The sequence below is a fragment of the Maribacter forsetii DSM 18668 genome, from assembly GCF_000744105.1.
GTDB lineage: Bacteria > Bacteroidota > Bacteroidia > Flavobacteriales > Flavobacteriaceae > Maribacter > Maribacter forsetii.
The window spans coordinates 3,548,464-3,574,754 of record NZ_JQLH01000001.1 but is presented as its reverse complement, the minus strand read 5'-3'; the positions used below and the strand labels follow the sequence as shown (position 1 = coordinate 3,574,754).

Here is a 26,291-nt window from a genome sequence, read left to right as displayed (position 1 = left end):
TTTATTCGAAATCAGAAAGAGTAAAATACCAATTTGCTGTTACTAAATTGTCAGTTATTGCATCCCTGATTTCAACAGTAAAACCATTAATGGTTTGTGAAGTAACAAAAATTCTATTGTTTCCTACTACAGTTAGTTGAATTATATAATCAGAATCTATTCGCGGAGATGAAAAGTTAACAGTGCTTATACCGGAGCCTCCAGAAATAGATTGAATGCCATTAATATTTATTGAATTTGCGCCATTAGCTTTACCCATTGCAAATATTTGTGGTTCTTTCCATTCTGTACCTGTCGTAGTTGCTGTTAAAATTTGACCTTCGTTACCAGGACTGCCGTTCTGATCTAAAAGTTGTTCTGTGAGTTCTAAGCTTCCTTCAGCTATAATTTCTAGTCCATTACCTACGGATTCTTTTAATAATAATGTTTCTAGCCCACCAACGGAAAAACCTAATTGATCTTGTGCAGGAAAATACATACCAGAATTATTATCTGTATCATTGATAAATCTATATGCTGGAGTTGTCGGACTACCGTCTGAATTTAGAATGCCTTCCGCTCTAATTCTTCCACCAGAAACGTGTAATTTTATGCTATTGATACCAGTTCCGCTATCAGGAGTATTAGTTCCAATTCCTAATACATTTTGAGTATCATCCCAAAATAACTGAGTTTCGTCAATGTCTAAGGCATTGGAACCATCCGAAAAGAAAATTGTTCCTGCTACGGCGTCAGGTACATTACCATTATCAGCTCCCAGCTCCCAAGAAGTTGTTGCTTCATCCCACTTTAAAATTTGATTATCCGCAGTTCCTGGAATAATATCTAAGGCTCCTGAAGTTCCATTTTGTACAAGTCCATTGCCAGCGACATCTGCCGCTATCATTGTATTGTCAATGGCATCCTCCTCAATGGTAATAACGCCCGAATTGTCAATTGTAGCATCGCCGCTAAGAGTTTGTGGTGTTGCATTATTGGTTGCGTTTCCTATTAAGACTTGCCCAGCGGGTAGTTCGCCGCCAACATCAGTCGCTAGTTCCCAAGAAGTCGTAGCTTCATCCCACTTTAAAATTTGATTATCCGCAGTTCCTGGAATAATATCCAAGGCTCCTGAAGTTCCATTTTGTACAAGTCCATTGCCAGCGACATCTGCCGCTATCATTGTATTGTCAATGGCATCCTCCTCAATGGTAATAACGCCTGTGTTGTCAATTGTAGCATCGCCGCTAAGAGTTTGTGGTGTTGCATTATTGGTTGCGTTTCCTATTAAGACTTGCCCAGCGGGTAGTTCGCCGCCAACATCAGTCGCTAGTTCCCAAGAAGTCGTAGCTTCATCCCACTTTAAAATTTGATTATCCGCAGTTCCTGGAATAATATCCAAGGCTCCTGAAGTTCCATTTTGTACAAGTCCGTTACCTGCTACATCTGCCGCTATCATTGTATTGTCAATGGCATCCTCCTCAATGGTAATAACGCCCGTATTGTCTATTGTGGCGTCGCCTGTAATAGTTTGAGGTGCTGCTTCGTCAGCTGCATTACCAATTAAAACTTGTCCTTCGGGCAGTGTGCCTCCAAGATCCGTACCCAATTCCCATTCTGTATTGTCTTGGTTCCATTTAAGGATTTGACCGTTCGTTGTGGCGCCCATCGGGTTCAGCTGGTCTAAACCTATTGCATCCTCTTTGACTTGAAGGGCATCACCTTGAATTTCGATTGTGGTATCATCAACATTTATGCTATATCCGGTGGTTGCATTAAAATCTGTTAGTGCATCATCAATTTCTGCGTCAACAACAGAATTTATTTGAGTCAATAAAATACTAAAGGTTGTGCCTGCCGAATCAGTTATAGTGAGCGAATCGTCTATACCGTCTAAATTTTCATCAGTCAAAGCTAGCGTGCTAATAGTCGTATCTGTTCCAGAATTCAATTCTGAAAGCAAAATACTAACTTTAGCTCCTTCAGAATCTGTAATGGTAAGTGATTCAATAGTGCTGTCTAAATCTTCATCGGTTAAAGTCAATGTTGCATTAGTTGTGTTTGTATCAACCAGCCCACTATCGGCAAGCTCATCAATAGCCGCTTGAGTAGTAATAGCCTCTAAACCAGAGGTGGTATTGTCGTAGTCTACTTCGCTTGCATCTTGATCATCGGTATCAACCAACCCACTATCGACAAGTTCATCAATAGCCGCTTGAGTAGTAATAGCCTCTAAACCAGAGGTTGTATTGTCATATGCTACTTCGCTGGCATCTTGATTATCGTCACCACCACCAGGTGTATAATCCGCCCATCCGACAACTCCGGCAGTAGTGGTAATTAATACTTGATCTTCCGTCAGTACGCCAAGTGCAGGCTCAATTTTAGCAGGTGTTACTGCAGCTTCTTCTATAGTTAGCAAACCTTGGTTGTTCATAGTAGCATCACCATTTATAAAAGCTTGTACTGCGGTGTCTTCGTCTCCTCCAATAAGAATATTGCCATTATCTAATGCTATCACTTCAGAAGCATTTATAATATAAGGATTGTCATTAGATCCTTCACCGGTTATAGTTATAGTTGGTCCACCTTGTAAAACGGTTTCGGTACCATCTACAACTGCAGCATCGGCAGCATTTATTACATACGGCGCATCTGCTGTTCCATCACCTGTAATGGTAATATTATTTCCTTCGCTTAGTTGTGTCTCTGAACCGTCTGTTTGAGGTAAGGGAACCGATCCTCCGTTACCACTTAAAACAATTTCGTTTGTGTCAGGGTCAAGACTTATGGTTTGAAAATAAGTAGATAAGTCAATTGTATTCGGGTCATTCTCAATACTAAGAATATTTTCATCCAAACTCAATTGCTGATCGTCAGAACCAATTAAGGCACCTAAACTAATAGTAGAAACTCCCGCTATTGTAGATCTCGAAATGGTTAACGTAGTATCTAGTTTACTAAAAGTAAGGTCGTATAAGTCGTCTGAATCTTGCCACTGTACAATACCGTTCTCGTCTGTAGTCAATACTTGACCGGCTTGGTCATTGGCCATATCGGCTACAGAAATACTGTTGTCTCTAATTTCTTCGGCACCAACAGAATTTTGTCTAAGCTCACTAGAACCTACAGATGCATCGGCTAATTTTTCTTGTGTAATAGAATTATCTTGAATATCATCTGGGCCAATACCGCCGTCAATAATATTATCGCCTAGAATACTGTTTTTTGCCACCTCTAAATTTATGGCTCCGGCAGATTCTGTAATTTCAATAGTACTTCGGGTATTGATAATTGGATCGTTAGTGATATTGAAGTCTACGGCATCGCAAAGATTTACCCATTTTGTGCCGTCATAATAATTGATGCATTCGGTGTCTGTATTATAAACCATACCACCACGTTGTGGGGTAATAGCTTCCATTTCTAATGTAGTAACACGGGTAATGACCAGTACTTTAGAGGAGCTTTCAAGCTCCAAGACAGATGAAGCATCAATATTTTGGGGATTATCTCCTATTTTAATTTGTCCGAATACGGTAGGTACCGCTAGTACTGTAAAAAAAATAAAGAAAATTATTGCTTTCATACTTAGTGTCTTATGACGAGAAAATAGTGATGAACAAAAATAGAATTATCTTGGTAATCCCCTTTATTTATAAGTTGAAATAATAGGGTAATGGGTTAAAGAACATCTAACCTCGTTAAACGGCTTATTTTCTTGTGTCTAAATTAAACAAAGCGCAATGATCAAATTTGTTGCAAAGGAGAAGAAATTAACAAAAGTTTATTGGCGGCTTTTTTTTTATGAAGATTACAAATCTTTTCTTTATCTTTTGAATGCACTTTACTTAGGGTGTTATCCCTTTTAATATACACTAAATGACCAAAAAATTACTTTTTTTACTCGTATTACTTAGCACAATATCAGGCTTTTCGCAAGATGATACCAGACGGCCTTTAAGTGGTTCCGTAATTTATATGAACATTGGGGTACCCAATGAAAATGTGATCAATGTCACTGCTGAACATGCCACCATAACCAATGATCAAGGTTTATTCAGAATAAATGTAAAGGTGGGTGACCAAATTGCTTTTTCTGCCATTAATTACAAAATAAAAGTAGTGACCATTACCGAAGAAATTTTAGCCAACAATCGTTTGGTGGTAGAGGTAAACGAAAAAGTGACGGAATTGGACGAGGTGGTAATTACCCCAGAACAGCAAGAACGTTTTTTAGAAGTAAAGAACCAAGAGTTTAAAGAGTACGAATACGAAATTGATCGTAGTACCGGGGTAGATAATGTTGCCATGTCAGATGCTGACAAGGGGATGCAAGACGGTTTAAATTTTGTGAATATTTTTAGGGCTATATTTAAATCTCAAAACGAAAATGTAGAGGAAGCACCTAAATTAAAGGTGAGTGAAGTACTACGTCAAGTTTATGATGATTCTTTCTTTGTAATGGATTTACAGATACCACAAGATAAAATAGATGAGTTTCTATACTATTGTGATGATCAAATGCCTGCAACATCGCTTCTTAAGAAGGAGAATGAATTTCAGCTGATAGATGCAATGGTTAATCACAGTAAGACTTTTCTTAAAGATTTAAATGAGGAGTAGACTCCTTTTATTATTACTTTTTTCTAGTGTCTTCTCATGGGCGCAAATTGGCGAGTTTAAAAAATTAGAGGGTAGGGTGTATAGTGATGACGGTGATGTTGCCGCTACACATGTACTTAACCTTACTTCTAAAAGAGCCAGTATTACAGATGAATACGGGTATTTTGCTATTCCAGTAAAATTATACGATACTTTGGAGTTCTCTGCAGTTCAATACAAAAAGAAAATTATAGTAATCAGTTCCGCAATTTTTGAAAGTAAGTTGATTTCTGTTGGGCTAGAAGATGCTTTAACAGAATTAGATGAAGTGACGGTAACACCATATAGTCTTAGTGGTAATTTATTAACGGATCTATCTACGTTAGATATAGATCCAGTGGTTACGTCATCTACATTGGGTTTGCCCAATGCATATGTAAAAATACCTACCAAGGCAGAACGAGAATTACAAGCCGCAACCAAAAACCCCATTATGAGTATGGATGCTTTGCTGAATGGTATTTCTGGTCGTACCAAAATGTTGAAGAAAAGGGTGGAGCGTAATAAGCTTTATGATCGTACCGAACGTGTAAGAACGTTTTATGCCGATAGCGTGTATGTAAAACAGCTATCCATCCCTGAAGATAAAATTGATGATTTCTTATATTACTGCGAGGTAGACCCTAGATTTCAACAAATAGTAGATACCCATAGCAAAATAGAGATTTGGGAATATTTACGAAGGAAAAGTTTATTATATAGAGAAAATAATTCTTTAGATTAGTCGCCAAATCTTTGGCATATGCTTTGTAATAAGGTGATGAAACAAAACAATATGAAAATTTTTAAACCGGTACTACTATTATTTATTCTTCCAATTTTTGCATTTGCCGGAGCACATAAATTTTACATTAGTGTTACCAATGTTGATTATTCTGAGAAGGATGAGGCAGTACAAATAATTACCCGGGTTTTTATAGATGATATGAATACGGTGCTGAAAGAACGCTATGGATACCCAGCGGTGTTAGGAACAGATAAAGAAACGGCTATAGATAAAGAATTTTTGGAGAAATACCTACGTACCAAATTCTTGGTAGAAATCAATGGTAAAACAGCAAAGTATGACTTTATTGGGCATAAGTACGATTCTGATATGGTCATTTGTTATTTAGAAGTGCCCAATGTTTCTCTAAATACTTTAAAGCAAATAGGTATAACCAATGAAGTTCTGACGGATATTTATGATGACCAACAAAATGTGGTACATATGAAAATCGATGGTCAGAAAAAGAGCTACGTACTCATAAAATCAAGTCCTAAAGGAATGTTAAATTTGTAACATATATTAAGATATCCCTATAAAAACTTTAATTTTCCAGTACTAAATAACTATGAAATGATAAGAGTAAAGTACGCAGTTGCGTCTATTTTATTCCTTTTCGCGGCGGTATCTTTTGCACAAGAAACGGTCACTAAAGAAAAGGAGCCTGGGCATTACAACCAGAGCAAGTTTAAACAATTGTATGAAGAGTTCGCTACGCCGAATACTTACAGATCTGCATCTGGTGCACCTGGTCCTGATTACTACCAACAGCAGGCAGATTATGTAATGGATATTCGTTTAGACGATAAAAATGCCAAATTATTTGGTGAAGAAACCATTACATACACCAACAATTCTCCAGATGATCTAGAGTATTTATGGGTGCAGTTAGATCAAAATGTTAGAGAAAAAGATTCTAAAGCTGCATTAAAGAACGGTAGTGGAATTTCATTAGGTGATTCTCCTGAAAAATTTGTTGGGAATTACATGACAGAGTCTTTTGATGGTGGTTTTAATATAGACTACGTAAAAGATGCTTCTGGTAAAGCATTGCCATTTACGATCAACTTTACTATGATGCGTGTAGATTTACCTACACCTTTAAAGAGTGGCGATGACTTTTCTTTTGATATAAAATGGAACTATAACATACCTGACCATACGGTAAACAGAGCAAGATCTGGTTATGAATTTTTTGAGGAAGATGGCAACAGAGCATATGTAATTGCTCAATTCTTTCCAAGAATGGCAGTATACAATGATGTAGAAGGATGGCAGAACCACCAATTTTGGGGTAATGGCGAATTCGCACTTCCATTTGGTGACTATGAAGTAAATATTACGGTACCTGCAGATCATATTTTAGATGGTACAGGTGTACTTCAAAATAGAAAAGAAGTTTACAGTAAGGAAATGATGAGCCGTTATGAAAAGGCTAAAAAATCTTATGACAAGCCTGTTATTATCGTTACTCAAGCAGAAGCGGAAGCAGCAGAAAAAGGATTTTCAGAGAAAACAAAAACATGGAAGCTAAAGGCTGAAAATGTTCGTGATTTTGGCTTTGCAACTTCAAGAAAGTTTATTTGGGACATGCAAGCAGTTAAATTAGGAAACAGAGATGTAATGGCTGTTTCTATGTATCCTAAAGAAGGTAATCCTTTATGGGAAGAGTATTCAACTAAGGCAGTTGCGCACACATTGAAATCATATTCATCTCACACTTTTGATTATCCTTATCCTAAGGCAATATCTGTACACGCTAAGCGTCAAGGTATGGAATACCCTATGATTTGCTGGAACTACGGTAGACCAAACAAAGATGGTAGCTATTCAGATAGAACTAAATATGGTATGATCAGTGTAATTATTCATGAAGTAGGTCATAACTTCTTCCCAATGATCGTAAACTCAGACGAACGTCAATGGGGATGGATGGATGAAGGTCTAGATACCTTTATGCAATACATGGCAGAGCAGGAATTTGGTGAAGCCTACCCTACGGCAATAGCGCCAAATGATAAATACCCATCTAGAAGAGGTGATCCAGCAAAGATCGTACCTTACATGAGCGGTGATCAAAGTACTATTTCTCCAATTATGTCAAATCCTGAGAACGTATTTCAATTAGGTCCAAACGCGTATGGTAAGCCAGCAACAGCTTTGAATATATTAAGAGAAACTGTAATGGGGCGTGAGTTATTTGATCATGCTTTTAAAACATATTCTCACCGTTGGAAATTTAAGCACCCTACCCCAGAAGATTTCTTTAGAACAATGGAAGATGCGTCTGCCGTTGATTTAGATTGGTATTGGAGAGGATGGTTCTATACTACGGATTATGTAGATATGGCCGTAAAGGATATTAAGAAATACTATGTTAGCGATCAGCCAAACAAAAAAATGAAAGCGTATTTGGCAGAGCGTGGTATTCCAGAATCTAATTTACCACCAATGGTTTACTTAGAGGAATATGACGATGCAGCTATGGTATCACCTGAATTGAAAGATAACTTGCCATCAGAAACATCTAAAACTTTAAAAGAGTTTATGATGGATAACATGACAGCGGCAGAGAGAGCGGCAATAAAAGAGCCTAAGTTTTTCTACGAAGTAACATATAACAGCCCAGGTGGCTTACCAATGCCATTGATCGTAGAATATACGTATGCAGACGGTTCTGTTAAGAATGTTACCTACCCTCCAGAAATTTGGAGAAAGAACAGCAAAGAGGTAAGTATGGTAATTTCATCTACTTCTGAGTTAAAAGGAATAAACATTGATCCTAAAATGGAAACGGCGGATATTGATACAACGAACAATAGCTGGCCTAAGAAAGAGCAAGAGAGCGATTTCGATAAAATGAAGAATGGAGTAAAAGGAAAATAATTAAGAAAATAATTATTGTTAAAAGCCTCGTATAACTACGGGGCTTTTTTAATTTCGATACTAAACTTGTTTATATTTGTAGTATGATTGCTATGTATTCATTATTTATTAGTGGCGCGGAAATTTTCTTCATTATGTTTATTGTAGTGATGGTTTTTGGTGCCGATAAAATTCCTGGTATTGCCAAGGGTTTAGGTAAAGGTATGCGTCAACTTAAAGATGCTACTGAAGATATTAAACAAGAAATTCAGAAGAGTGCTGACAAGCAGGGTATAGATACTAGTTTTGTGACCGATATTAAAAAAGATATCGACGATATGAAACAAGACATTAGCTCTGGTTTAGGTAATGACGTCAAAAAACAAATTAATGACGTTAGTAAAAATATCAATGAAGTAACGGGTAGCATCAAGCGAAAGTAAACTTCTATGTTAGATGACATTTTACAATGGGACCGAGATACCTTTGTCTATCTAAACAGTCTTGGTATTGAGCAGTATGATGCTTTTTGGTCTACGGTTACCAAATTTCCACCTTGGATTCCCTTATTTGCACTTATCGTTTTTCTTTTCTTTTTTAAGTTTCCAAAACGTGAGGCCATAACAATGATTTTGACCATTTTGGTCATGGCGGCTTTTGTAGCTACCATAACCGATTTAACAAAGCACGTTGTTGCACGACTACGCCCCAATAATGATGAGGAACTAAATACCTTAATTCGCATATTGCGTAGTCCGTCTGGCTTCAGTTTTTTCTCAGGTCACGCATCATCATCTTTTTCGATTATCACTTTAACGGTACTTTTTCTAAGACATAAATTTAAGTGGGTTTACCTATTTTATATTTGGCCCCTATTATTTGCTATGAGCAGGGTGTATGTAGGTGTACATTTCCCCATTGATTTAATGGTGGGTGCTTTGGTAGGTATCGTATCAGCTTGGCTGTTCTATAGGTTATACGGTCTACTTATTTTACCCTACTTAAGGTCAGGCCGTCACGTATAGGTAGCAGAACGGTTTCTAAAAGCGGGTGTTCACTTAGTTTCTTATTGTAATCCAGCAATACTTTTGTAGTAACATCCTTAGGGTCTAACGGTTCAACTACTTTTCCGGACCACAATACATTATCAGAAAGAATAACAGATCCAGATTTGGTTTTAGGTAAAACGGCCTCTAAGTATTTATCATACTGTTTTTTTTCGGCATCAATAAAAATAAGGTCGAAAGTAATATCCATTTTTGGGATGATATCTAACGCATTGCCCACATGCTGAATAATCTGAGAACCGTAATCGCTTCGGTCAAAAAAGGAACGCTGAATCTCTTCTAGTTCTGCATTGACATCTATGGTATGTAATTGTCCGTTTTTCTGTAAGCCTTCTGCAAGGCATAAAGCAGAATACCCGGTATAAGTGCCAATTTCAAGAATATTGGTGGGATTCATCAATTTAGAAAGTAAGCTAAGCACACGACCTTGAAAATGCCCTGTAAGCATACGTGGTTGTATGACTTTTAAATGCGTTTCGCGTGTAAGCTCCTGTAATAATTTAGGTTCAGCTTGTGAATTATCGGCTAAATAGTTTTCTAAAAGGGGTGATAGAAAATGCATGCGTTTCTTTTTGCAAAAATAGGGTTTTAAGCCTTAATTTAAAGGACTGAAAAAGAGTAGAGCGATGAATACTGAAATTACGATTAGAGAAGCGGTAAAAAGTGATATACCTGTTTTGTTACAACATGAGCAGGAAGTTGTGAAAGCAGAACGCCCGATGGACCCAACCATTAGAAGTACCGACGTTACTTATTATAATTTAGACATGTTAATGGAAAACCCTAGAGCAACAGTTATGGTTGCTTGTGAAGGAGATAAAATTGTAGCAACTGGCTATGCCTTGGAAAAACCGGCTAGACATTACCTAGATCATGAAACATATGCTTACTTTGGATTCATGTATACAGAACCGGATTATAGAGGTAAGGGTATAAATGGTAAAATAGTAAGCGCCCTGCAAGATTGGTCTACAAAAGCAGGTTTAACTGAGATACGGTTGCATGTGTATAATGATAATGATCCTGCTATTAGAGCTTATGAGAAAAAAGGATTTAAAAGGCATATGATAGAAATGCGCTTAAGAACAGAATCGTAGTACCCAATTATTGAATAGCGTCTATAGAATTATAGGCTTATGATTACTTTTATACAAAATTAGTTATGGAATTTAAAAATACGTTGGCGTTTGCACAGTCTTTAGATGCGCAAGACAACTTAAAAGCATATAGAGATGAGTTCATTTTTCCTAAAATTAAAGGGGAAGAAGTTATCTATTTTACAGGGAACTCTTTAGGTCTGCAACCAAAACGAACAAAGGCTTTTGTGGATGAAGTGATGAAAGATTGGGCAGAACTAGCCGTAGAAGGTCACTTTTATGCTGAAAAACCTTGGTGGGATTATCATGAGCGCTTAGCGGCACCTTTGGCAAAAGTGGTTGGTGCATTGCCGGAAGAGGTATCGGTAATGAATACCTTGACAGTAAATCTTCATTTGTTGATGGTTTCATTTTACAATCCCACAAAAAAAAGATTTAAAATTCTATGTGAGGAAAAAGCTTTCCCCAGTGATCAATATATGTTTCAAAGTCAGGTTCGCTTTCATGGTTTAGAGCCGGAAGAAACTATCGTAGAGATTAAAAAGCGTGAAGGAGAGGATCATTGGAGAACCGAAGATATACTAGCGAAAATTGAAGAATTGGGTGATGAGCTGGCTCTTGTGTTAATGGGTGGGGTCAATTATTACAACGGGCAAGTGATGGATATGGAAACCATAACAAAAGCCGGAAAAGCTGTTGGTGCCAACGTTGGTTGGGATTTGGCGCATGCCGTTGGTAATGTGGAATTGAAATTACATGACTGGGATGCCGATTTTGCATCTTGGTGTAGTTACAAGTACATGAACAGTGGTCCGGGGAATGCATCGGGGATTTTTGTAAATAAAAAGCACCTAAATAAAAAGGATATGCAACGGTTTGAAGGTTGGTGGGGAACGAAGAAGGAAACCCGTTTTCTTATGAAGCCAGAATTTGAGCCTATGGAAAACGCTGATGCCTGGCAAATAAGTAATGTACCTATTTTATCTGTTGCACCATATCTAGCATCACTGACTATGTTTGAAGAAGTGGGCATGCAAAAGCTGATAGAAAAGAGAACGTTAATTGTTTCTTATCTAGAGTTCATTTTACACGAAATAGATAAAGAAGTAGATAGTTCTTTTGAAATTATCACTCCTAAAGATAGAGGCTGTCAATTGTCTGTATTCTTACACGGACAAGGAAAATCTTTGTTCAATTATCTAATGGATAACGGCGTGGTGACCGATTGGCGGGAGCCTAACGTAATCCGTTTAGCACCGGCACCTTTTTATTCTACCTATGAAGATATGTATCGTTTTGGTCAGATATTAAAAGCAGGGGTACTTGCAAATTAGATTTTTAGAATATAGAATTTAGAGAATAGAGGATAGAATATAGAGAATAGAAATGTATTCTTTTATTTCCAACAACCAACAACCAACAACCAACAACCAACAACCAACTAAAAGTGAAATCATTACGATTAATTTTAGGGAATGCTAGATACTTCGGTCCTTCATGGGTTTTCGCTAGTATAAATATTCTATTTGGTACATGGGCAATCTATATACCTACGGTAAAAGATGCTTTGGAAATTAGTAAATCTGAATTAGGTATAGCTATATTCTTTTTGGCATTAGGGGTATTTACCGTATTTCCATTTGCTTCTGGTATTGTCAATAAAGTTGGAGTAGGTAAGGTTACTTTTTATGGTGTAATGATGAGCTGTACCGCGGCTATGCTGCCCTTATTAGCACCTAATTATTATGTGTTGATGGTGGCATTATTTCTTTTTGGAGCGGCAAACGGTATTACCGATATCGCTATGAATACTTTGGTAACCGAGATCGAAAAAAAAGACAAGGTAAAATTTATGGCAGCTTCCCATGGTTTTTTTAGTCTAGGTGGAGTATTGGCAGGGTTGGGTAGTTTTTTAATTGGTCCGTTATCAAATCCGGTATTACACATGTCATTTGCCGTTTTGTTGGTAGTATTGGTCAATTTGAAATTTAGGAGTCAGTATTTTTCGGAAATAGCGGAGCAAATTGAAAATGAACCATTTAGCTTAGGGCTTTTAAAGCCATTATTGTTACTAGGTCTAATTTCATTTATAGCAATGGGTAGCGAAGGAGCTATAGTGGATTGGAGCGGATTGTATCTTAAGGAAGTAGCATTAGCTCCGAAAGCTTTATGGGGAATTGGGTTTTTGGGTTTTCAAATTACCATGACCTTAGGTAGGTTTTTAGGTGATGGTATTAGTGATAAAATTGGGTCGGTGAAAATTGTGGCTTTGGGAGCTGTTTTCGCGATACTAGGTTATTTTTTAGTGCTTTCGGCAGACATTACTTTAAGTATTATAGGTTTCACCTTGAATGGATTAGGTTTTTCTGTAATGGTACCCGAAGTTTTTAGAATAGGAGGAAATGTAAAAGGAATTGAATCTTCTAAAGGCATTGCATTTATTGCAGGTACGGGTTATGCGGGGTTTTTATGTGCACCACCAATTTTGGGTTTTCTAGCAGAGAATTACAGTTTAACTAGAAGCTTTGTGGTATTGCTTGTTTGTGCATTTCTCATACTATTATTTACACTTTTGTTGAAGCGAAAAACTGCTTAGCTTTTCTTAATTTTTAATATTACTCTTGATTTTAAATTCACTGGCGGGATCTTGTACTTTCTCGATAAATTCTAGCATCTCATCAGTTAAAAGCAATTGGTTTTGTGCATTCCAGTAACTTTGGTCGTACGGGTAGTTTATCTTGAATAAGTCTTTTGATGTGCTCACGTTTTTCTTGACGTCAAAATCACCTTCATTGTCAGATGTCGTTAGAATAAATGAAACATCGTAAAAGAGGTAAAAGAGTTCTCTTCATCTGTCAGTTCTACTTTTACATCGTACTTAGCGGAAGCTATGTAATATTTACTCGTATTGGAAGATTTAGAAAGAGATATTTCCTTTTCATAGGACACTGTTCTATATCTAATATGCTTACCACTATTTTTAAAAGGCTTATCATATAGTTCTACTGTCATTTTAAACCTTTCCATTGCGTAGTCTTCTGTATTTATAATATAATATCCATAAAAATCTTCATCTTTTATAGCGGATTTTGATTGAAAATTAATGCTGATTTTATTACCATTATCGAAACTAGATTCAGTCAAATCAAAATCATCTCCTGTTGCGTTCATAGGAATTAGATTCATGAATAGACTATTGAACGATTCGAAAATAAAGTAAACATCATTTTCATCTTTAACTAAACCAACTTTACGCATATTGGTTAACTCTACTTTAAAGTCCTTTTTATCGGGATCTATCTCTTTAGTGTATAGAAGTGTTCTCCTTTCCAACTTTCCTTGTAAATCTTGTATACGGGTAATTTCACCATTATACCGTAGTACGCCTCTTAACAAAAATTTCTCTTTATAAGGATAAATAGGGTAGTTTGATCTCACAGAATCCCCAACCTTTTGCCAGAGCGTTTTTTCGTTGGTAACGGTAACTTCGTTTAGTTCTAGTACACTTTTGTTGAGGTGAATAGTATCTCCCAATTTTTGAAAAGTGGTGTTTAATTTATCATAACCAACTCTGTAAATTGTAATAGAATCTAATGATGATGAGAACTGAAAACGTCCATCTGCATTTGTCATCGTGTGGTCTTTACTATTGTAAACGCCAACAAATTCTAATGGTGTATTATCTGCACTATCCAAGACAATAGCGCTAGTACTGTATTGGGCATAGCCGAAAAAGGAAAAAAGAAGTAATGTGAAAAGCGATAATTTCATAATTGGTTAGTTAAATCTGAACAATATCAAACTCCGTACCTAATTATTTCACCTCAACACCTGTAAAGAAAAGAGAGAAATCAGCATCTGGTCTTTTGTGCATCATACTAATGTGCAATCCATTTAGTGTTCTATAGTCTTCCCAAGTGGTCGTCATATTAGGTTCAGATTGATTTTCTTTTCTATACACCCATTCTTTAATAATATAATCATCACCAAAATAATAATCATAAGCATCACCAGGTGTATAACCGCCTTCATTATTGTAGACAGTAGTCAATTTATGCATAGTTGTTTTGCTTATAGGCGCTTCTACATTTTCTGTAAGCTTGTGGGTAAAACTATTTTGGTCCCATACCAATTGATATGGTGCCAATAACCAAAACTTATCATTTACAAATCCGCCATCGGTCGCGGTCATAGTACTGTCCACAGATTTTCTGTTGTATGTAATGGTATCTTGTCTGGTCATCATGGTTACGTTGTTAGGTGCCGTTTCCCATAACCAGGTACGTTCAAAGTGCTCATCTTCACGATCTACATTGAAAGTAAACTTGATACTTTCAACATTTTTCCAGTTTTCAAATCCGTTCGCATTTGCGATTTTTTCAAGAACTGTCAATTGCGTATCTTCGGCAACAGCAATTTTAGGCTTTTTTTGGTCGGTTTTACATGCTGTAAAAACACTTGATATTAGCACGGAGAGAATAATTAATTTTTTCATTTTAAGCAGATTTTCAAGTAAATATATCAATTACGGTATCTTTAACCTACTTTTATTTTTTGTAAACCATCTATCAAAGTGACATTTCTTAAAAAGCTATGTTTTATAATTATCGGAAACCAATTTAACGAAAAATCGGTTTCGGGTGATGTGAACAAAGACTATACTGATTTAGAGTTAGTGGAGCGCATTGTTGCGAACAATGACTCTATGCTCTTTGGAGTGCTTTATGATAGGTACTCGAAATTAGTTTACAATAAGTGTTTGGGTTTTGCTAAGTCTAATAAAGAGGCAGAAGACTTAACTCAAGATATTTTTCTAATGCTTTATGTAAAATTGGGTTCGTTCAAAGGAAATTCAAAGTTTTCTACCTGGTTATATTCTTTTACCTATAATTTCTGTGTTAATTACGTGAATAGAAATAAGGAGCGGAAAATAAATGATAATTCGGTTAAGTTTGAAACACATGAAGATGTTCCGGTAGAGGTGACGGATAATTTGTTGCTTGAAATGCAAGTGGATAAACTTAAGAAAGCCTTAGAACTTATAGCCCCTGAAGATAAATCGATATTGCTATTAAAATATCAAGATGGAGCTTCTATTAAAGAATTAGAAGATATATTAGAATTAAAATCAAGTGCCATTAAAATGAGGCTCAAAAGAGCAAAAGCGAAAGTTACCGAAATGTATAAAACCCTACCTTAATGTTAGAACAGGACAAAAATCCATTTAAAAACTTACAGGGAGATCTAAAGGATGTTCCGCCAGAACTACGTAAAAAAGTTATGGAAGACGTTGCTACGGCTAAGTTGATAATGGAATTGTCTCATTTGTTCACAGGTAGTTTTGCTTCTATTATTGAAGGTATGCTAAATACAAAATCTAAAAGCGAATAAAAATAAAGTAGAAAAGTTATATGGAAACAGTTGATAAGTGGAAAGACCTCACCTTCGATTCTTTAAGCAATATATTCAAGGATATTGCTTCTGCATTGCCAGGTATATTTGGGGCATTTATCGTAATTATTTTTGGGTGGATAATCATTAAGGTGGTCACCTTCATATTAAGACGAATATTTAAAGCGATCAAATTAGATAAAGCTTCTGAAAAAATTAATGAAGCAAAATTATTTGGAGATGCCGATATCAAAATAGACTTACCTAAAATAATCGTCACTTTTATAAAGGTTCTTTTATGGTTGGTATTTATAATTGTTGCTTCAGATATTATGGGCTTAACCATTATATCTACCGAAATTGCTAACCTTTTAAGGTACTTACCTATATTGTTATCAGCAATGATCATTTTTATGATCGGTCTGTTTTTAGCCAAAACTATAAAAGAAACCATAGTTAAGGTATTTGACTCCATTGGTTTAGGTGGTGGTAAGCTTTTAGGTAACGTGTTATTTTACCTAATTATCATATTTGTAAGTATCACGGCATTAAACCAAGCGGGTATAGATACACAAATAATCACCAATAACTTTACGATCGTACTAGGTGCATTTTTATTGGCTATAGCATTGGCATTAGGTTTAGGATCAAGAGAAATTGTAGGTGATTTGCTAAGAACCTTTTACTCAAGAAAGATTTATGAGGTAGGGGACAAGGTGAAAATTGGAGATTTACAAGGTACGGTAATAGGTATCGACAATATTTCAATGATATTAAAAACGAAAACCGGTAAAGTAGTTATCCCAATTAAAAAGGTGGTAGAGAAAACAGTTACCGTAGAAGAACAATCCTAAACGAATATTAACGTTTTTTAATTCATGGAAACAGGTTAGGTTATAATCTAAAGGATTATTGCTATTCATGTTTATGATTTAATTCATTAATTTTGTTAGAGATAAATAAACTTAAAATATGAGTGCTAAAAAAGGAAAAATTCAGGAAGCCATAGATGAAAAAATGCTGGAGGAAAGAAAAGTCTTTCTATGGGGTATGGTTGATGACGATTCTGCAAAACATGTAATTGACAGGTTGTTATATCTAGATATGCAGAACAATAAAGAAATACAACTATATATTAATAGTCCGGGTGGTTATGTTACTTCTGGTTTTGCAATGTATGATACTATAAAAGCTTTAAAGAGTCCGGTTTCTACAATCTGTACAGGTTTGGCGGCATCAATGGGTTCTATTTTATTATCAGTTGGTAAAAAAGGTAGAAGATTTATTCAGCCACATGCACAGGTAATGATTCACCAACCAAGTGGTGGCGCAAGAGGTCAGGCTTCTAATATTGAAATACAGGCTAGAGAAATTATTAAGACCAAAGAGTTAAGTGCACAAATCTTAGCAGATAATTGTGGTCAAGATTTTGACAAAGTTTTAAAAGATTTCGATAGAGATTATTGGATGAATGCAGAAGAGTCTATTAAATATGGTATCGTAGACGGTATTATGGAATAGTTTGTATTAAGCTATTAAAATTAAAAAGTCCTTTACCATTTTGGTAAAGGACTTTTTTTATGGTTGGTATTTATTTTATTTAGCTGCCAAGACACCTTTTTTAATCTGTAGTATTGGGAATTCCGTTCTTCTGTTTAGCTCCAATTCTTCTGGTGAACAATCTTGTTTACTGGTACAATGATTTATTGGCATACGTTTACCAAAGCCTTTGTAAGAAACAATTCTGTCTTCAGAGACTCCGTTTGCAATCAGGTACTCATAAGTAGATTTTGCCCTTTTTTCAGATAAGTTGTCATTGTAGTTATGACTACCTACAGGGTCGGTGTGTGCCTCAAGTTTAATAATCATATCTGGGTAGGTGTTGTTCATAACACGTACCACCTTATCCAACTCTCTTGCAGCATCTGGTCTAATATCACTTTTATTAAAATCGAAGTATATTTTATTTAGATCGGCTAATAGTTTAAGGTCTAGAACAGGTTCAAGCACAATGTCTTGTCTCATTATTTTTTGAGCTATTGGAGTTTTTGATGTGTTAAAGAAAACGTTTTTATGCGGGTGGGTTTTTCTAACCGCCTCTATCATATAATTTGTTTTTCTGTTAACTGGAAATCTATAATATCCATTTTCATCTGTAGTAGTTTGTGCAACCAAGGTATTGGTTACCTGATCAAATAATTTTATTTGAACACTATCTAACATTTGATTGTTTACACCATCTACAACATAACCTTCAACATCTAAGGACGGTGTAAATTTAAACTTGTAAATGTCATCACTGCCAACACCACCTTCTCGATTAGAACTTACGTAGCCATCTAATCCGTTAGGTAAACCGTAATAAGCAAAATCATCACTAGAACTATTTATTGGCGTACCTAAGTTGATAATGTCTATAACCTCGTCATCTTCGTTAGATATAGTAGAGAAAACATCTAATTGACCAAAACCTACATGACCATCAGAGCTAAAGAATAATTTTCCTTCTTCGTTAATAAACGGAAACATTTCGTTGCCTTCCGTATTAACAATAGGTCCTGCATTAACAGGTTCTTGCACACCACCACGCTCATGAATTTCAGCATAGTAAATATCGGTACCACCATAACCACCAGGTCTGTCAGAAGCAAAATAAATACGTGTTCTAGCAAGATTTACAGACGGGTGTCCCGTAGAAAAATAATCACTATTTATTCTAAGGTTACTGTTCTCAACCCATTCATCGTCAATAAATTTTGCGGTATATATTTTTAGATTTATTTCATTGGATGCACCGTAACCCTCTTTTTTATCGTAGAAATTATTTCGGGTAAAGTACATGATCGTATCATTCTTGTAATCGGTAGAAAATGCTACGGAGCTTTCATGAAATTTTGTGTTGATATCTCCTTTTACACGTATAGGTTCAGACATGTGGTTATCTTCTTGAACGGCAAAAAGATCTAACCAAGGTTCATCGTTCCAACCGTAACTTTCACCAGTAACGACATCTCTTCTTGAAGAACTGAAGTACAGGTTTCCCATAAATCTATATACTCCAAAATCACTTTCAGTAGAATTGAAGGCAACAGGTTCCACTTCGTAACGTTGTCTACTATTAAATACAACAGAAGCTAAATTACCATCTTTTAAAAAACGTTTAACACGAGAATCGTTCTTATTGTATTTCTTATATTTTTTTAACCAAGCTTCAGACTCTTCTAAATCTCCGTTGGCATATAACGCCATGGCATATTTAAAGTAGTAATCTGTTGGTAAAGTTGCATTATTTATAACAGCACTAAAATGCGGAATAGACTTTTTGTAATTACGTATTAGTAAATAACACTCTGCTAATTGTTGGTGTGCGTATTCTGCATTAAAATCTGTTTCAACCATTCTTTCATATTCTGGAATAGCTAATGAATATGAGAATTTACTGAAATAGTAATCTGCTTTTTTTTGTGACGCAATTTGTGCTATCGAGAAATGACCTACTAGCAAGAGTAGTATCAATAGCACGAAGTTTTTATTGTTTTTCATCGTATCGATATTAAATTGTTAGAAGTACCTAGGAGACTTAACAGGACCTAAAACCTTTTTGAAAAGTTCATAGATCAATATAATTTCATGCGTACCGCCAGTGTAAGGTCTTACAGCTGAGGTAGGCAGATCGTAAGCGTAACCAACTCTAAAATCCCTAGACACTTGGTAGTCCATCATAGCACCAAAATTAGATGCATCGTTTACACGGTAAGAAGTACCGATCCAAAACTTTTCATTGAATAAAAAGTTTATGGTAAAGTCATATGTTGCCGGTGCACCATTAGTGAATTTTGTAATAACGGTGGGTTTAAACTTTGTTGTTTCAGAAAGGTCGAATACCATACCACCAATAGCGTAGTAGCTATTACGCTCTATAGCTTCAAATTCACCATCGTTTAAATCTGTATTCAGTATTCTTGGTGAGGATATACCAGCGTACCATCTGTTAGAGCCAATGTAAAAACCAGCTCCAAAATTGGGATTGATACTATTAAAGTTAGCATTGAAGAACTGATCGTTAGGATCAGGGTTTTCTAGGTTATAACTTGTAAAACCACCTTTAAGTCCGAAACGCATTTTTACTTGCGGACTAACAGGAACGGTGTAAGAGAAGTCTCCATAAAAATAGTTGGTACTTTCAAAACCTAATTTATCATTGATATAAGATACACCAATACCTACTCGTTCGTTTTTCATTGGGGAATGAATAGATAGCGTACTGGTTCTTGGGTTACCTTCTAAACCTGCCCATTGGTTTCTATGTAAAATTGTTGCATTCAATGTTTCTCTACTACCCGCATAAGCTGGGTTTACAGAAATTGTGTTGTACATATACTGTGTAAACTGTGGTAACTGCTGTGCGCTTACAAAAGCACCTGATAAAAGTAGAATGGCTAAAAGTAGATTAGCTTTTTTCATGGTTATATTTAGGGTTTAGCTTTTTAGGGCTATATGTTAGTGAATAAGTAGGTTATCTTATTATATACAAATTTAATGACTGTTCTTAAGTATTTAAAAATTAACGGCTGACACCCCATATTATTCGTTCTGAAACAGCATTTTCGTTCAATAGTTGTATTTGTCGGATGAATTAAATTGAATTAATTATGGGGTTTTGGAAGTAGTTAAATAGAACAAATATTTACGGAAAACAAAAAATGCCTATTCGTATAAGAAAAGGCATTTTTATAAGGTGTGTAGATTTTATTACGTAGCTAAATAGATGTATCCGCTAAATGGTTCTAGTTTTGTATCTGTACTTTTATCTGTAGCGTTTATAATATAGTAATAAGTTCCTGTAGGTAGTATTTCAGATTTGCCAAAAGAACCATTGGGAGATTCACCGCCCCAGTCGTTTTGGTAATCTTTAACTTCAAAAATCTTTACGCCCCATCGGTTGAAAATCATAACATCAAAACTCAAGGCACAATTCTCGACTACTTTTATTTCAAAGAAGTCATTTATACTGTCACCATTTGCGGTAACCGCTCTAGAAATTTCAATATCGCCTCTATTACATGGTACACATTCGGTATCGACAATGATGGTGAAATCTACATAATATTTACATATGCCTTCAGTTGAACTGTAGGCTATTTTATATTCACCAAGCTCGTGATCCATTGGGTCAAAATAGTTTCCTTCTAAAACTACATCACCTTCTAAGATCATGAATGTACCGTTGCTGTCAAAACCTTCTGGCAGATAGTTCAATAGATCTATAGGCTCTTCTTCAATACAGATGTTAATTGTAATCTCTTGTAGTTGAGGTTGTAGCACAAATATGATTTGTTCAAAAGAAGCGGTATTTCCACAAGAATCGGTTACGTTCCAAGTTCTAATGATCAAATAATCATCAGAATCTTCTGTGGTCTGTGTTTCTTCATTGTAAACAACCTCAAAATTACCACAGCCACCAATAAAGATCATTTCTGGAGCTTCAGGAATATCATCACCACAAATAATGGTAATTTCTTCTTCATACGGCAGACTGGTAATCGGTTCTCTAGGTGCTACAGTTATTATTTGCGTATGTTCTGTTTCATTGCCGGCACAATCGGTAGCTGTCCAAGTTCTGGTAACGGTATATCCGGTAACACAGTTTTCTTCATTGGTAATCGTTTCTTCAAATGTTACCTCGATGTTTGGCTCACAAGAATCTGTCGCGGTCAATGTTTCAGTTTCTGGCACCATATTACATTCTACGGTCATATCCTGAGGTAATGTCTCATTGAAAGTCGGTGCAATGGTATCTTCAATGGTAATTACCTGAGTGTGCGTGCGACTATTGCCTACACAATCAGTGATCGTCCATGTTCTGGTAATCGTATATTCCGTAGCACACTCATCATCTTGCCCTTCCACTAATTCATCATAATCAACTGTTATGGCACAAGTGCTATCAGAAGTGATTACGAATGCATCTGGAATAGTATTACAGGCTTCAATGGTTTCATCAGTAGGCCAACCTTCATCACCGTCATTATCAATAATGGTTACCGTAGCAGTATTATCCGATAGAATACCTACGATCGGACTAGATATATTCTCAAGAATCACATTGTAAGTCTCCGGGTCTTCAATAATTATATCATCTATAATAGGGATAACTATTGGTTGCGTATTTGGGTTTGTACCACCAAATGTCAATGTCTGTGTATTACGAGGTACACCTGTATAATCCATACTATCATTGGCAGAACCATCAACAGTGTAGTATTCAACCGTAAACTCATCTTGTACATCCGTATTTAGAACTACATTTAAAGTAACCGTACCGGCATCTTCATTTACCTCAACAGAAGTAGTATCAAACTGAACGCCATATAATGATGGGTCTGCATCGTTATCTATAATGTTTACCGTAGCCTGGTTATCATTAATGGAAATTAATGATGTAGACAGATTAGAAAGATCAACCGTTAGATTTTCCAAAGCCTCAATAAGGTTATCGTCTATAATTGAAATAGTGATGGGTTGCGTTTCGCTATTGGTACCTGTAAATGTCAACTGCCCTGTACTTGTAGTATAATCTTCTGGGGCAATAGCAGAATTATTGGTTGTCGTGAAATCTAAAGTAAACCCGCCCGGGACGTTACCTGTAAGTAACACGTTTACGGTTGCTGTACCTGCAGACTCGTCTACGGTAATATTGTCGTTCTCAAATGAAATACCTGTACCTGCGGTGTCATCGTTATCTAAAATCTCACCCAAACCGGTGTCGTCGGTAATGTTAATGTCGCTACTTGAGGCATTGGATATTTGTACTTCAAATGTTTCGTTAGGCTCAATTAGATTGTCATCTACTGCAGTAACATTGAAAGAGACTGAAGTGGTATTGGCTAAAAGTGTAATCATACTTGGACCACTATAATCAGTACCCGTAGTAGAAATATTGGTATACGCTAAATTAAAAGTGATGTCTTGACTTATGCTACTAGTTGTGGTAATTGTAAAGACATTATTTGTTCCTTCAACCGTAGATGAATCGTTTATTGTAAAACTTGGGTTTCTAGGTAACTCTGTTAAGGTACAATTTTCACACAAGGGGTCTGGGGTACATGAAGAGCAAGGTGTTGGATCTGTAGATGTTTCTGTAATGGAGTTGGAATCGGGGTCTTCACCAGTAACCGACGCCAAATTATTTACTTGATTATCATCTATGTTAGTTTGGGATATGCTGTAGGTAGCACTATACGTCCAAGTTTCTGTAGTGTCTAATTGTCCGTCAGAATCGGTATCTCCAGAAGGTGGTCCAGAAATAACACCACCAATTAATGTGTCCGTTACAATAATATTTGAAACAGCAACATTACCAGTGTTGGTTACAATAAAAGTATAGTCAACTTCATCACCGATATTGGTAAGACCGTTCGCGTCCGTATCAACATATACTCCGTCTTTCGTAATTTCCAGATTTCCAAAATCAACAGTTACACAAGCTGTGTTATTGGTGGTATCGGTATCACCTGTTACGGTAATTTGATTTCCAAGACCACCACCATTAGTACAATTTTGGGTAGGGTCATATAAATCTTTATCTAAAGTAAATATTGCCGTTACTAACCAGCTTTCCGTTCGAAGTCCAGTTAATGATTCAGAAGTTATAATTTGATCTCCACTAATAAAAGGAGTTAAAATGCTACCATCTACGCCATCACTTTCTCCGCCATAAGCCAAAGTAGCCGAATTTAATGAGAATCCTGTTCCTAAAACGAAGGTGTCAGTAACATCATAAGAACCGGTTAATCCACCAGTATTCTCTGCAGTAATCCTATAGGTTACGGTATACGTATCATTACCAACATTATAGATTGGACCGGTTTCAACAGTTTTACTTACATCAATGCTAGAGCTGCAAGGTATATCCGGTACGGTAATGTTACCATCGAAAATAGTACAATTTAAGCCCGGGGCTTCAACTTGCAAGATGTACTCTCCGCCTTGGGAAGCATCAAAAGGGTCAAAAACAAGCTCGTTACTAGTACCTTGTTGAACCATATTGCCAGAATCATCGATCCAGGTGAAGATAGCATTGGTAACCGGGTTGGCTGTTAATGTAACACGTGTACCTAAAGCTTCGCAGTTGGCAACTAGATTAGGTAAATAAGGAACCACTTCGAAAGCGCCATCAGCTGAGTTGCCACAACTATCGCTTATTCTCACGGTGTAAGTGCCTTCATCTGTTGCAGTAAAAATACCATCAGTTGAAGTACGTCCTATATTTGATGGAACCGATGAATCTATTATTTCATATTGATAAGGTGCAATACCGTTAGACCCTTCTGCAAAAATAACGCCCGACCCTTCTGTACATAGGTAACCGACAATATTGTCAAACGAAGTAGATACGTATGTAGGTATAGTTATATTTCTTGTTTGGGGCTCGCAAGCACATGTAAAAGCACGACCAGAAGTACATTCACCGCCGCTCTGAAATTCAAGATTCAATTGATAGTTACCTGCTGGTAGATTAGGTACCGTAACCGGAGTTCCTTCTGTAAAAAAGAATATACTCTCCCGAAACACCGAGTTGCCCGTATCTAAATTAGTTATAGTAACATTGGTATAGAACGTATTGTTGATGTTACTGATAACGTTAGGATTGATAATTAGAGCGTTTGAATTACCGCAACCTTGTAAAAAATCTAAGCTAAAATCATGTTGAACTGTCTGTGAAGGTAAAATTTCAAAAGTTTCAATACCAGACTCACAACCATCTGTAATTTCAGCTTCATATATTCCCGGAGGAAAAGCTTCTGGATAAACAGAACTTCCAGTAGGATTCACAAATACTCTCGGATAGCTGTAGTTGGTAACAACACCACCTTCAGATGTAAAGCTTGCGGGACCCGATAATATCGTAACCCTTCCATAATTGGTTCCACCGTTTCTTACATGAAAACCCATACCTGTAGTACCGTCCATGCACCCGCGTTCTGGTCGTACATTCGCTTCAAATGTAGTTACTGGAACTGGTGTAAATGTTAGAGCGGTATTCATGGTATATGAACAACTATCCTGTAAAATAGCATCATATGTACTACCAAGTTGAATATCGGCTTCACGAATTTCTGCTTCAAGGTCGTTAGGGTCTGTAAAGGTATATACAAGCACATCGCCTGCATCTGTTTGGTTGGTTAGCGTAAGAGTCGCCGGCACTAATATACTTTTTTCCTGAGAACTCGAATTCGTCAATGAGGCGAATACAAAGAACGCAGTTTCGCCAGAGCAATCATATGCTTTCTGACTCCACATATCAATATCGGGTGTATAGGTAAAGTTCTTAGTTTCAGTTTGACCGCAAGCATCGACTATGTTTGCTGTATAACCGTTTCCAAAATTATAGTTAGTACCAAGACTATAAGAAAGCCCATTGCTAGTATCTATTGAACTTGAAAAAAATACAGTACCTGTTGCATCTTCGGTAACCGTAATTTGATGAGGTGATACTCCCCGACCAAATGGTGCATATTCCACTTCATAAGTATCACAAGCTGCTTTTTCAATAAAATTAATTGCACTGTTTAATGTAGTGATAGAAGGAGCTGTTAGAGTTATTGTTTCGCTAACCGTATTTTGGCAGTCATCTTCAATTTGAAAAGTATAAGTGCCTTCAGAGAGTCCTGTAAAAGTATCTGAATTTTGCTCTTGAAGTACGGTTTGCGGGCTGGTACTTAAATCTACAATACGGTATTTATAGGTTGGAAAAGCCGAAGTAGTGATATGATTGCCATTACTTCCTGTAAGTATGACCTGACCATTTGAACTACCGGAACAAGAGGGGTTGGTAATATTGACATTTAAAGTAGGAAGAACATAATTGCCGGTAACCGTAATATTCGCAGAAACGTTAGCGAAAGTCGCATCCCTAACTTCTACAGAATAATCACCTGGTTGCAAAGCAAGAAAAGTTTCAGAGCTTTGAAACCCTCTAGTCTCAGGTCCACTTACAATACTGTATAGATAAGGTTCGGTTCCACCACTAGCCGTTGCGGTTATACTACCATCAGAAGAGCAAATAGATGCAGACTGGGTTAGTGTTAAATCTATTTGGGCAGATAGACTAACACAACAAAGAAAAAATAAGATTCTAAGTAGGCTTTTAAACATAATACCTGGCATCAAGATCATTCAAAAAACATATTGAATGTACTTTATCAAACTCAAAGTTAATTTTGACAGCTTTAAAAAAACTATTTATGTTGTGAAAGCGTTTCGTTTTGATGTGTAAGAGGCATGGCGATAATTACATATTCTTTAATTCACCTTTTATCGCTACTTTAAGTAGGGTATATGCATATTGAAGAAAAAAATACTTTAAAAATAATGTTGATCAATTTACCGTCTTTTTCTTCGATATTGTAATAGTTAACTACAATCTATATTGATATTTTAAAGCTTAATAATTAGTTG

Annotated in this window: 20 protein-coding genes; 13 read left to right on the top strand and 7 right to left on the bottom strand. The window is 36.3% G+C overall.

Annotation, left to right across the window (positions count from 1 at the left end):
- Position 1: 1 nt before the first annotated feature.
- Complete coding sequence (locus tag P177_RS15190; RefSeq protein WP_036156097.1) at positions 2 to 3,568, bottom strand: beta strand repeat-containing protein; 3,567 nt, start codon at positions 3,566 to 3,568, stop codon at positions 2 to 4.
- A gap of 293 nt (positions 3,569 to 3,861) precedes the next feature.
- On the opposite strand from P177_RS15190, the gene P177_RS15185 reads away from it, so the two are divergent.
- The 6 genes from P177_RS15185 to P177_RS19935 all read left to right on the top strand — a co-directional run bounded on the left by P177_RS15185 (position 3,862) and on the right by P177_RS19935 (position 9,300).
- Positions 3,862 to 4,605, top strand: a complete 744-nt coding sequence (locus tag P177_RS15185; RefSeq protein ID WP_036156095.1) for a peptidase associated/transthyretin-like domain-containing protein — start codon at positions 3,862 to 3,864, stop codon at positions 4,603 to 4,605.
- On the top strand, positions 4,595 to 5,368 hold the full coding sequence (locus tag P177_RS15180; protein ID WP_036156093.1) for a peptidase associated/transthyretin-like domain-containing protein: 774 nt from the start codon (positions 4,595 to 4,597) through the stop codon (positions 5,366 to 5,368). The genes P177_RS15185 and P177_RS15180 overlap by 11 nt, the downstream gene beginning before the upstream one ends.
- A 51-nt stretch (positions 5,369 to 5,419) precedes the next feature.
- Entirely contained in the window at positions 5,420 to 5,926 is a 507-nt protein-coding gene (locus P177_RS15175; RefSeq protein WP_036158583.1) for a DUF6702 family protein, read from the top strand.
- 57 nt (positions 5,927 to 5,983) lie between these two features.
- Positions 5,984 to 8,296: a M1 family metallopeptidase gene (locus tag P177_RS15170; protein WP_036156091.1), complete on the top strand. Its 2,313-nt coding sequence runs from the start codon at positions 5,984 to 5,986 to the stop codon at positions 8,294 to 8,296.
- Positions 8,297 to 8,388: 92 nt separating this feature from the next.
- Positions 8,389 to 8,718: a twin-arginine translocase TatA/TatE family subunit gene (locus tag P177_RS15165; protein ID WP_209435196.1), complete on the top strand. Its 330-nt coding sequence runs from the start codon at positions 8,389 to 8,391 to the stop codon at positions 8,716 to 8,718.
- A gap of 6 nt (positions 8,719 to 8,724) precedes the next feature.
- Entirely contained in the window at positions 8,725 to 9,300 is a 576-nt protein-coding gene (locus P177_RS19935) for a phosphatase PAP2 family protein (protein ID WP_084684710.1), read from the top strand.
- Here the strand turns inward: P177_RS19935 and P177_RS15155 are convergent.
- Positions 9,263 to 9,904, bottom strand: a complete 642-nt coding sequence (locus tag P177_RS15155) for an O-methyltransferase (protein ID WP_036156084.1) — start codon at positions 9,902 to 9,904, stop codon at positions 9,263 to 9,265. The two genes, P177_RS19935 and P177_RS15155, sit on opposite strands and share 38 nt — an antisense overlap.
- A gap of 64 nt (positions 9,905 to 9,968) precedes the next feature.
- Between P177_RS15155 and P177_RS15150 the strand changes: the two genes are divergently transcribed.
- The 3 genes from P177_RS15150 (at position 9,969) to P177_RS15140 (ending at position 13,035) form a co-directional block, all read left to right on the top strand.
- On the top strand, positions 9,969 to 10,439 hold the full coding sequence (locus P177_RS15150) for a GNAT family N-acetyltransferase (protein ID WP_036156082.1): 471 nt from the start codon (positions 9,969 to 9,971) through the stop codon (positions 10,437 to 10,439).
- A 65-nt stretch (positions 10,440 to 10,504) separates the two neighbouring features.
- The gene (gene kynU / locus P177_RS15145) at positions 10,505 to 11,773 is read left to right on the top strand and encodes a kynureninase (protein ID WP_036156080.1); all 1,269 of its coding nucleotides are present in this window, start codon (positions 10,505 to 10,507) and stop codon (positions 11,771 to 11,773) included.
- 113 nt (positions 11,774 to 11,886) lie between these two features.
- Positions 11,887 to 13,035 (top strand): MFS transporter, encoded by a 1,149-nt coding sequence (locus P177_RS15140; protein ID WP_036156078.1) that lies wholly within the window; start codon positions 11,887 to 11,889, stop codon positions 13,033 to 13,035.
- Between the two features lie 209 nt (positions 13,036 to 13,244).
- Here the strand turns inward: P177_RS15140 and P177_RS15135 are convergent, their stop codons facing one another.
- Together P177_RS15135 and P177_RS15130 are read right to left on the bottom strand one after the other, a co-directional pair.
- Positions 13,245 to 14,210 carry a peptidase associated/transthyretin-like domain-containing protein gene (locus P177_RS15135; protein ID WP_036156076.1) on the bottom strand — a complete coding sequence of 322 codons (966 nt, stop codon included), beginning with the start codon at positions 14,208 to 14,210 and terminating at the stop codon, positions 13,245 to 13,247.
- Positions 14,211 to 14,253: 43 nt separating this feature from the next.
- Positions 14,254 to 14,934 carry a hypothetical protein gene (locus P177_RS15130; RefSeq protein ID WP_036156073.1) on the bottom strand — a complete coding sequence of 227 codons (681 nt, stop codon included), beginning with the start codon at positions 14,932 to 14,934 and terminating at the stop codon, positions 14,254 to 14,256.
- Between the two features lie 78 nt (positions 14,935 to 15,012).
- Here P177_RS15130 and P177_RS15125 point away from each other — a divergent pair, with 78 nt between their 5' ends.
- From P177_RS15125 to P177_RS15110, 4 genes are all read left to right on the top strand, one after another.
- A complete protein-coding gene (locus P177_RS15125) occupies positions 15,013 to 15,639 on the top strand; it encodes an RNA polymerase sigma factor (RefSeq protein ID WP_245233051.1) in 627 nt (208 codons plus the stop codon).
- Entirely contained in the window at positions 15,639 to 15,830 is a 192-nt protein-coding gene (locus tag P177_RS15120) for a hypothetical protein (RefSeq protein WP_036156071.1), read from the top strand. Before P177_RS15125 ends, P177_RS15120 begins: the two co-directional genes overlap by 1 nt.
- A gap of 20 nt (positions 15,831 to 15,850) precedes the next feature.
- The gene (locus tag P177_RS15115) at positions 15,851 to 16,684 is read left to right on the top strand and encodes a mechanosensitive ion channel family protein (RefSeq protein WP_036156069.1); all 834 of its coding nucleotides are present in this window, start codon (positions 15,851 to 15,853) and stop codon (positions 16,682 to 16,684) included.
- 118 nt (positions 16,685 to 16,802) lie between these two features.
- Positions 16,803 to 17,351 carry a ClpP family protease gene (locus P177_RS15110; RefSeq protein WP_036156068.1) on the top strand — a complete coding sequence of 183 codons (549 nt, stop codon included), beginning with the start codon at positions 16,803 to 16,805 and terminating at the stop codon, positions 17,349 to 17,351.
- A 75-nt stretch (positions 17,352 to 17,426) separates the two neighbouring features.
- Here P177_RS15110 and P177_RS15105 read toward each other — a convergent pair whose 3' ends face one another.
- The 3 genes from P177_RS15105 to P177_RS15095 all read right to left on the bottom strand — a co-directional run bounded on the left by P177_RS15105 (position 17,427) and on the right by P177_RS15095 (position 25,988).
- Positions 17,427 to 19,373, bottom strand: coding sequence for an OmpA family protein (locus P177_RS15105; protein WP_036156066.1), 1,947 nt, complete (start codon positions 19,371 to 19,373; stop codon positions 17,427 to 17,429).
- Positions 19,374 to 19,391: 18 nt separating this feature from the next.
- On the bottom strand, positions 19,392 to 20,294 hold the full coding sequence (locus P177_RS15100; RefSeq protein ID WP_036156064.1) for a PorP/SprF family type IX secretion system membrane protein: 903 nt from the start codon (positions 20,292 to 20,294) through the stop codon (positions 19,392 to 19,394).
- Between the two features lie 288 nt (positions 20,295 to 20,582).
- Complete coding sequence (locus P177_RS15095; RefSeq protein ID WP_167333118.1) at positions 20,583 to 25,988, bottom strand: Calx-beta domain-containing protein; 5,406 nt, start codon at positions 25,986 to 25,988, stop codon at positions 20,583 to 20,585.
- Between the last annotated feature and the right edge of the window lie 303 nt (positions 25,989 to 26,291).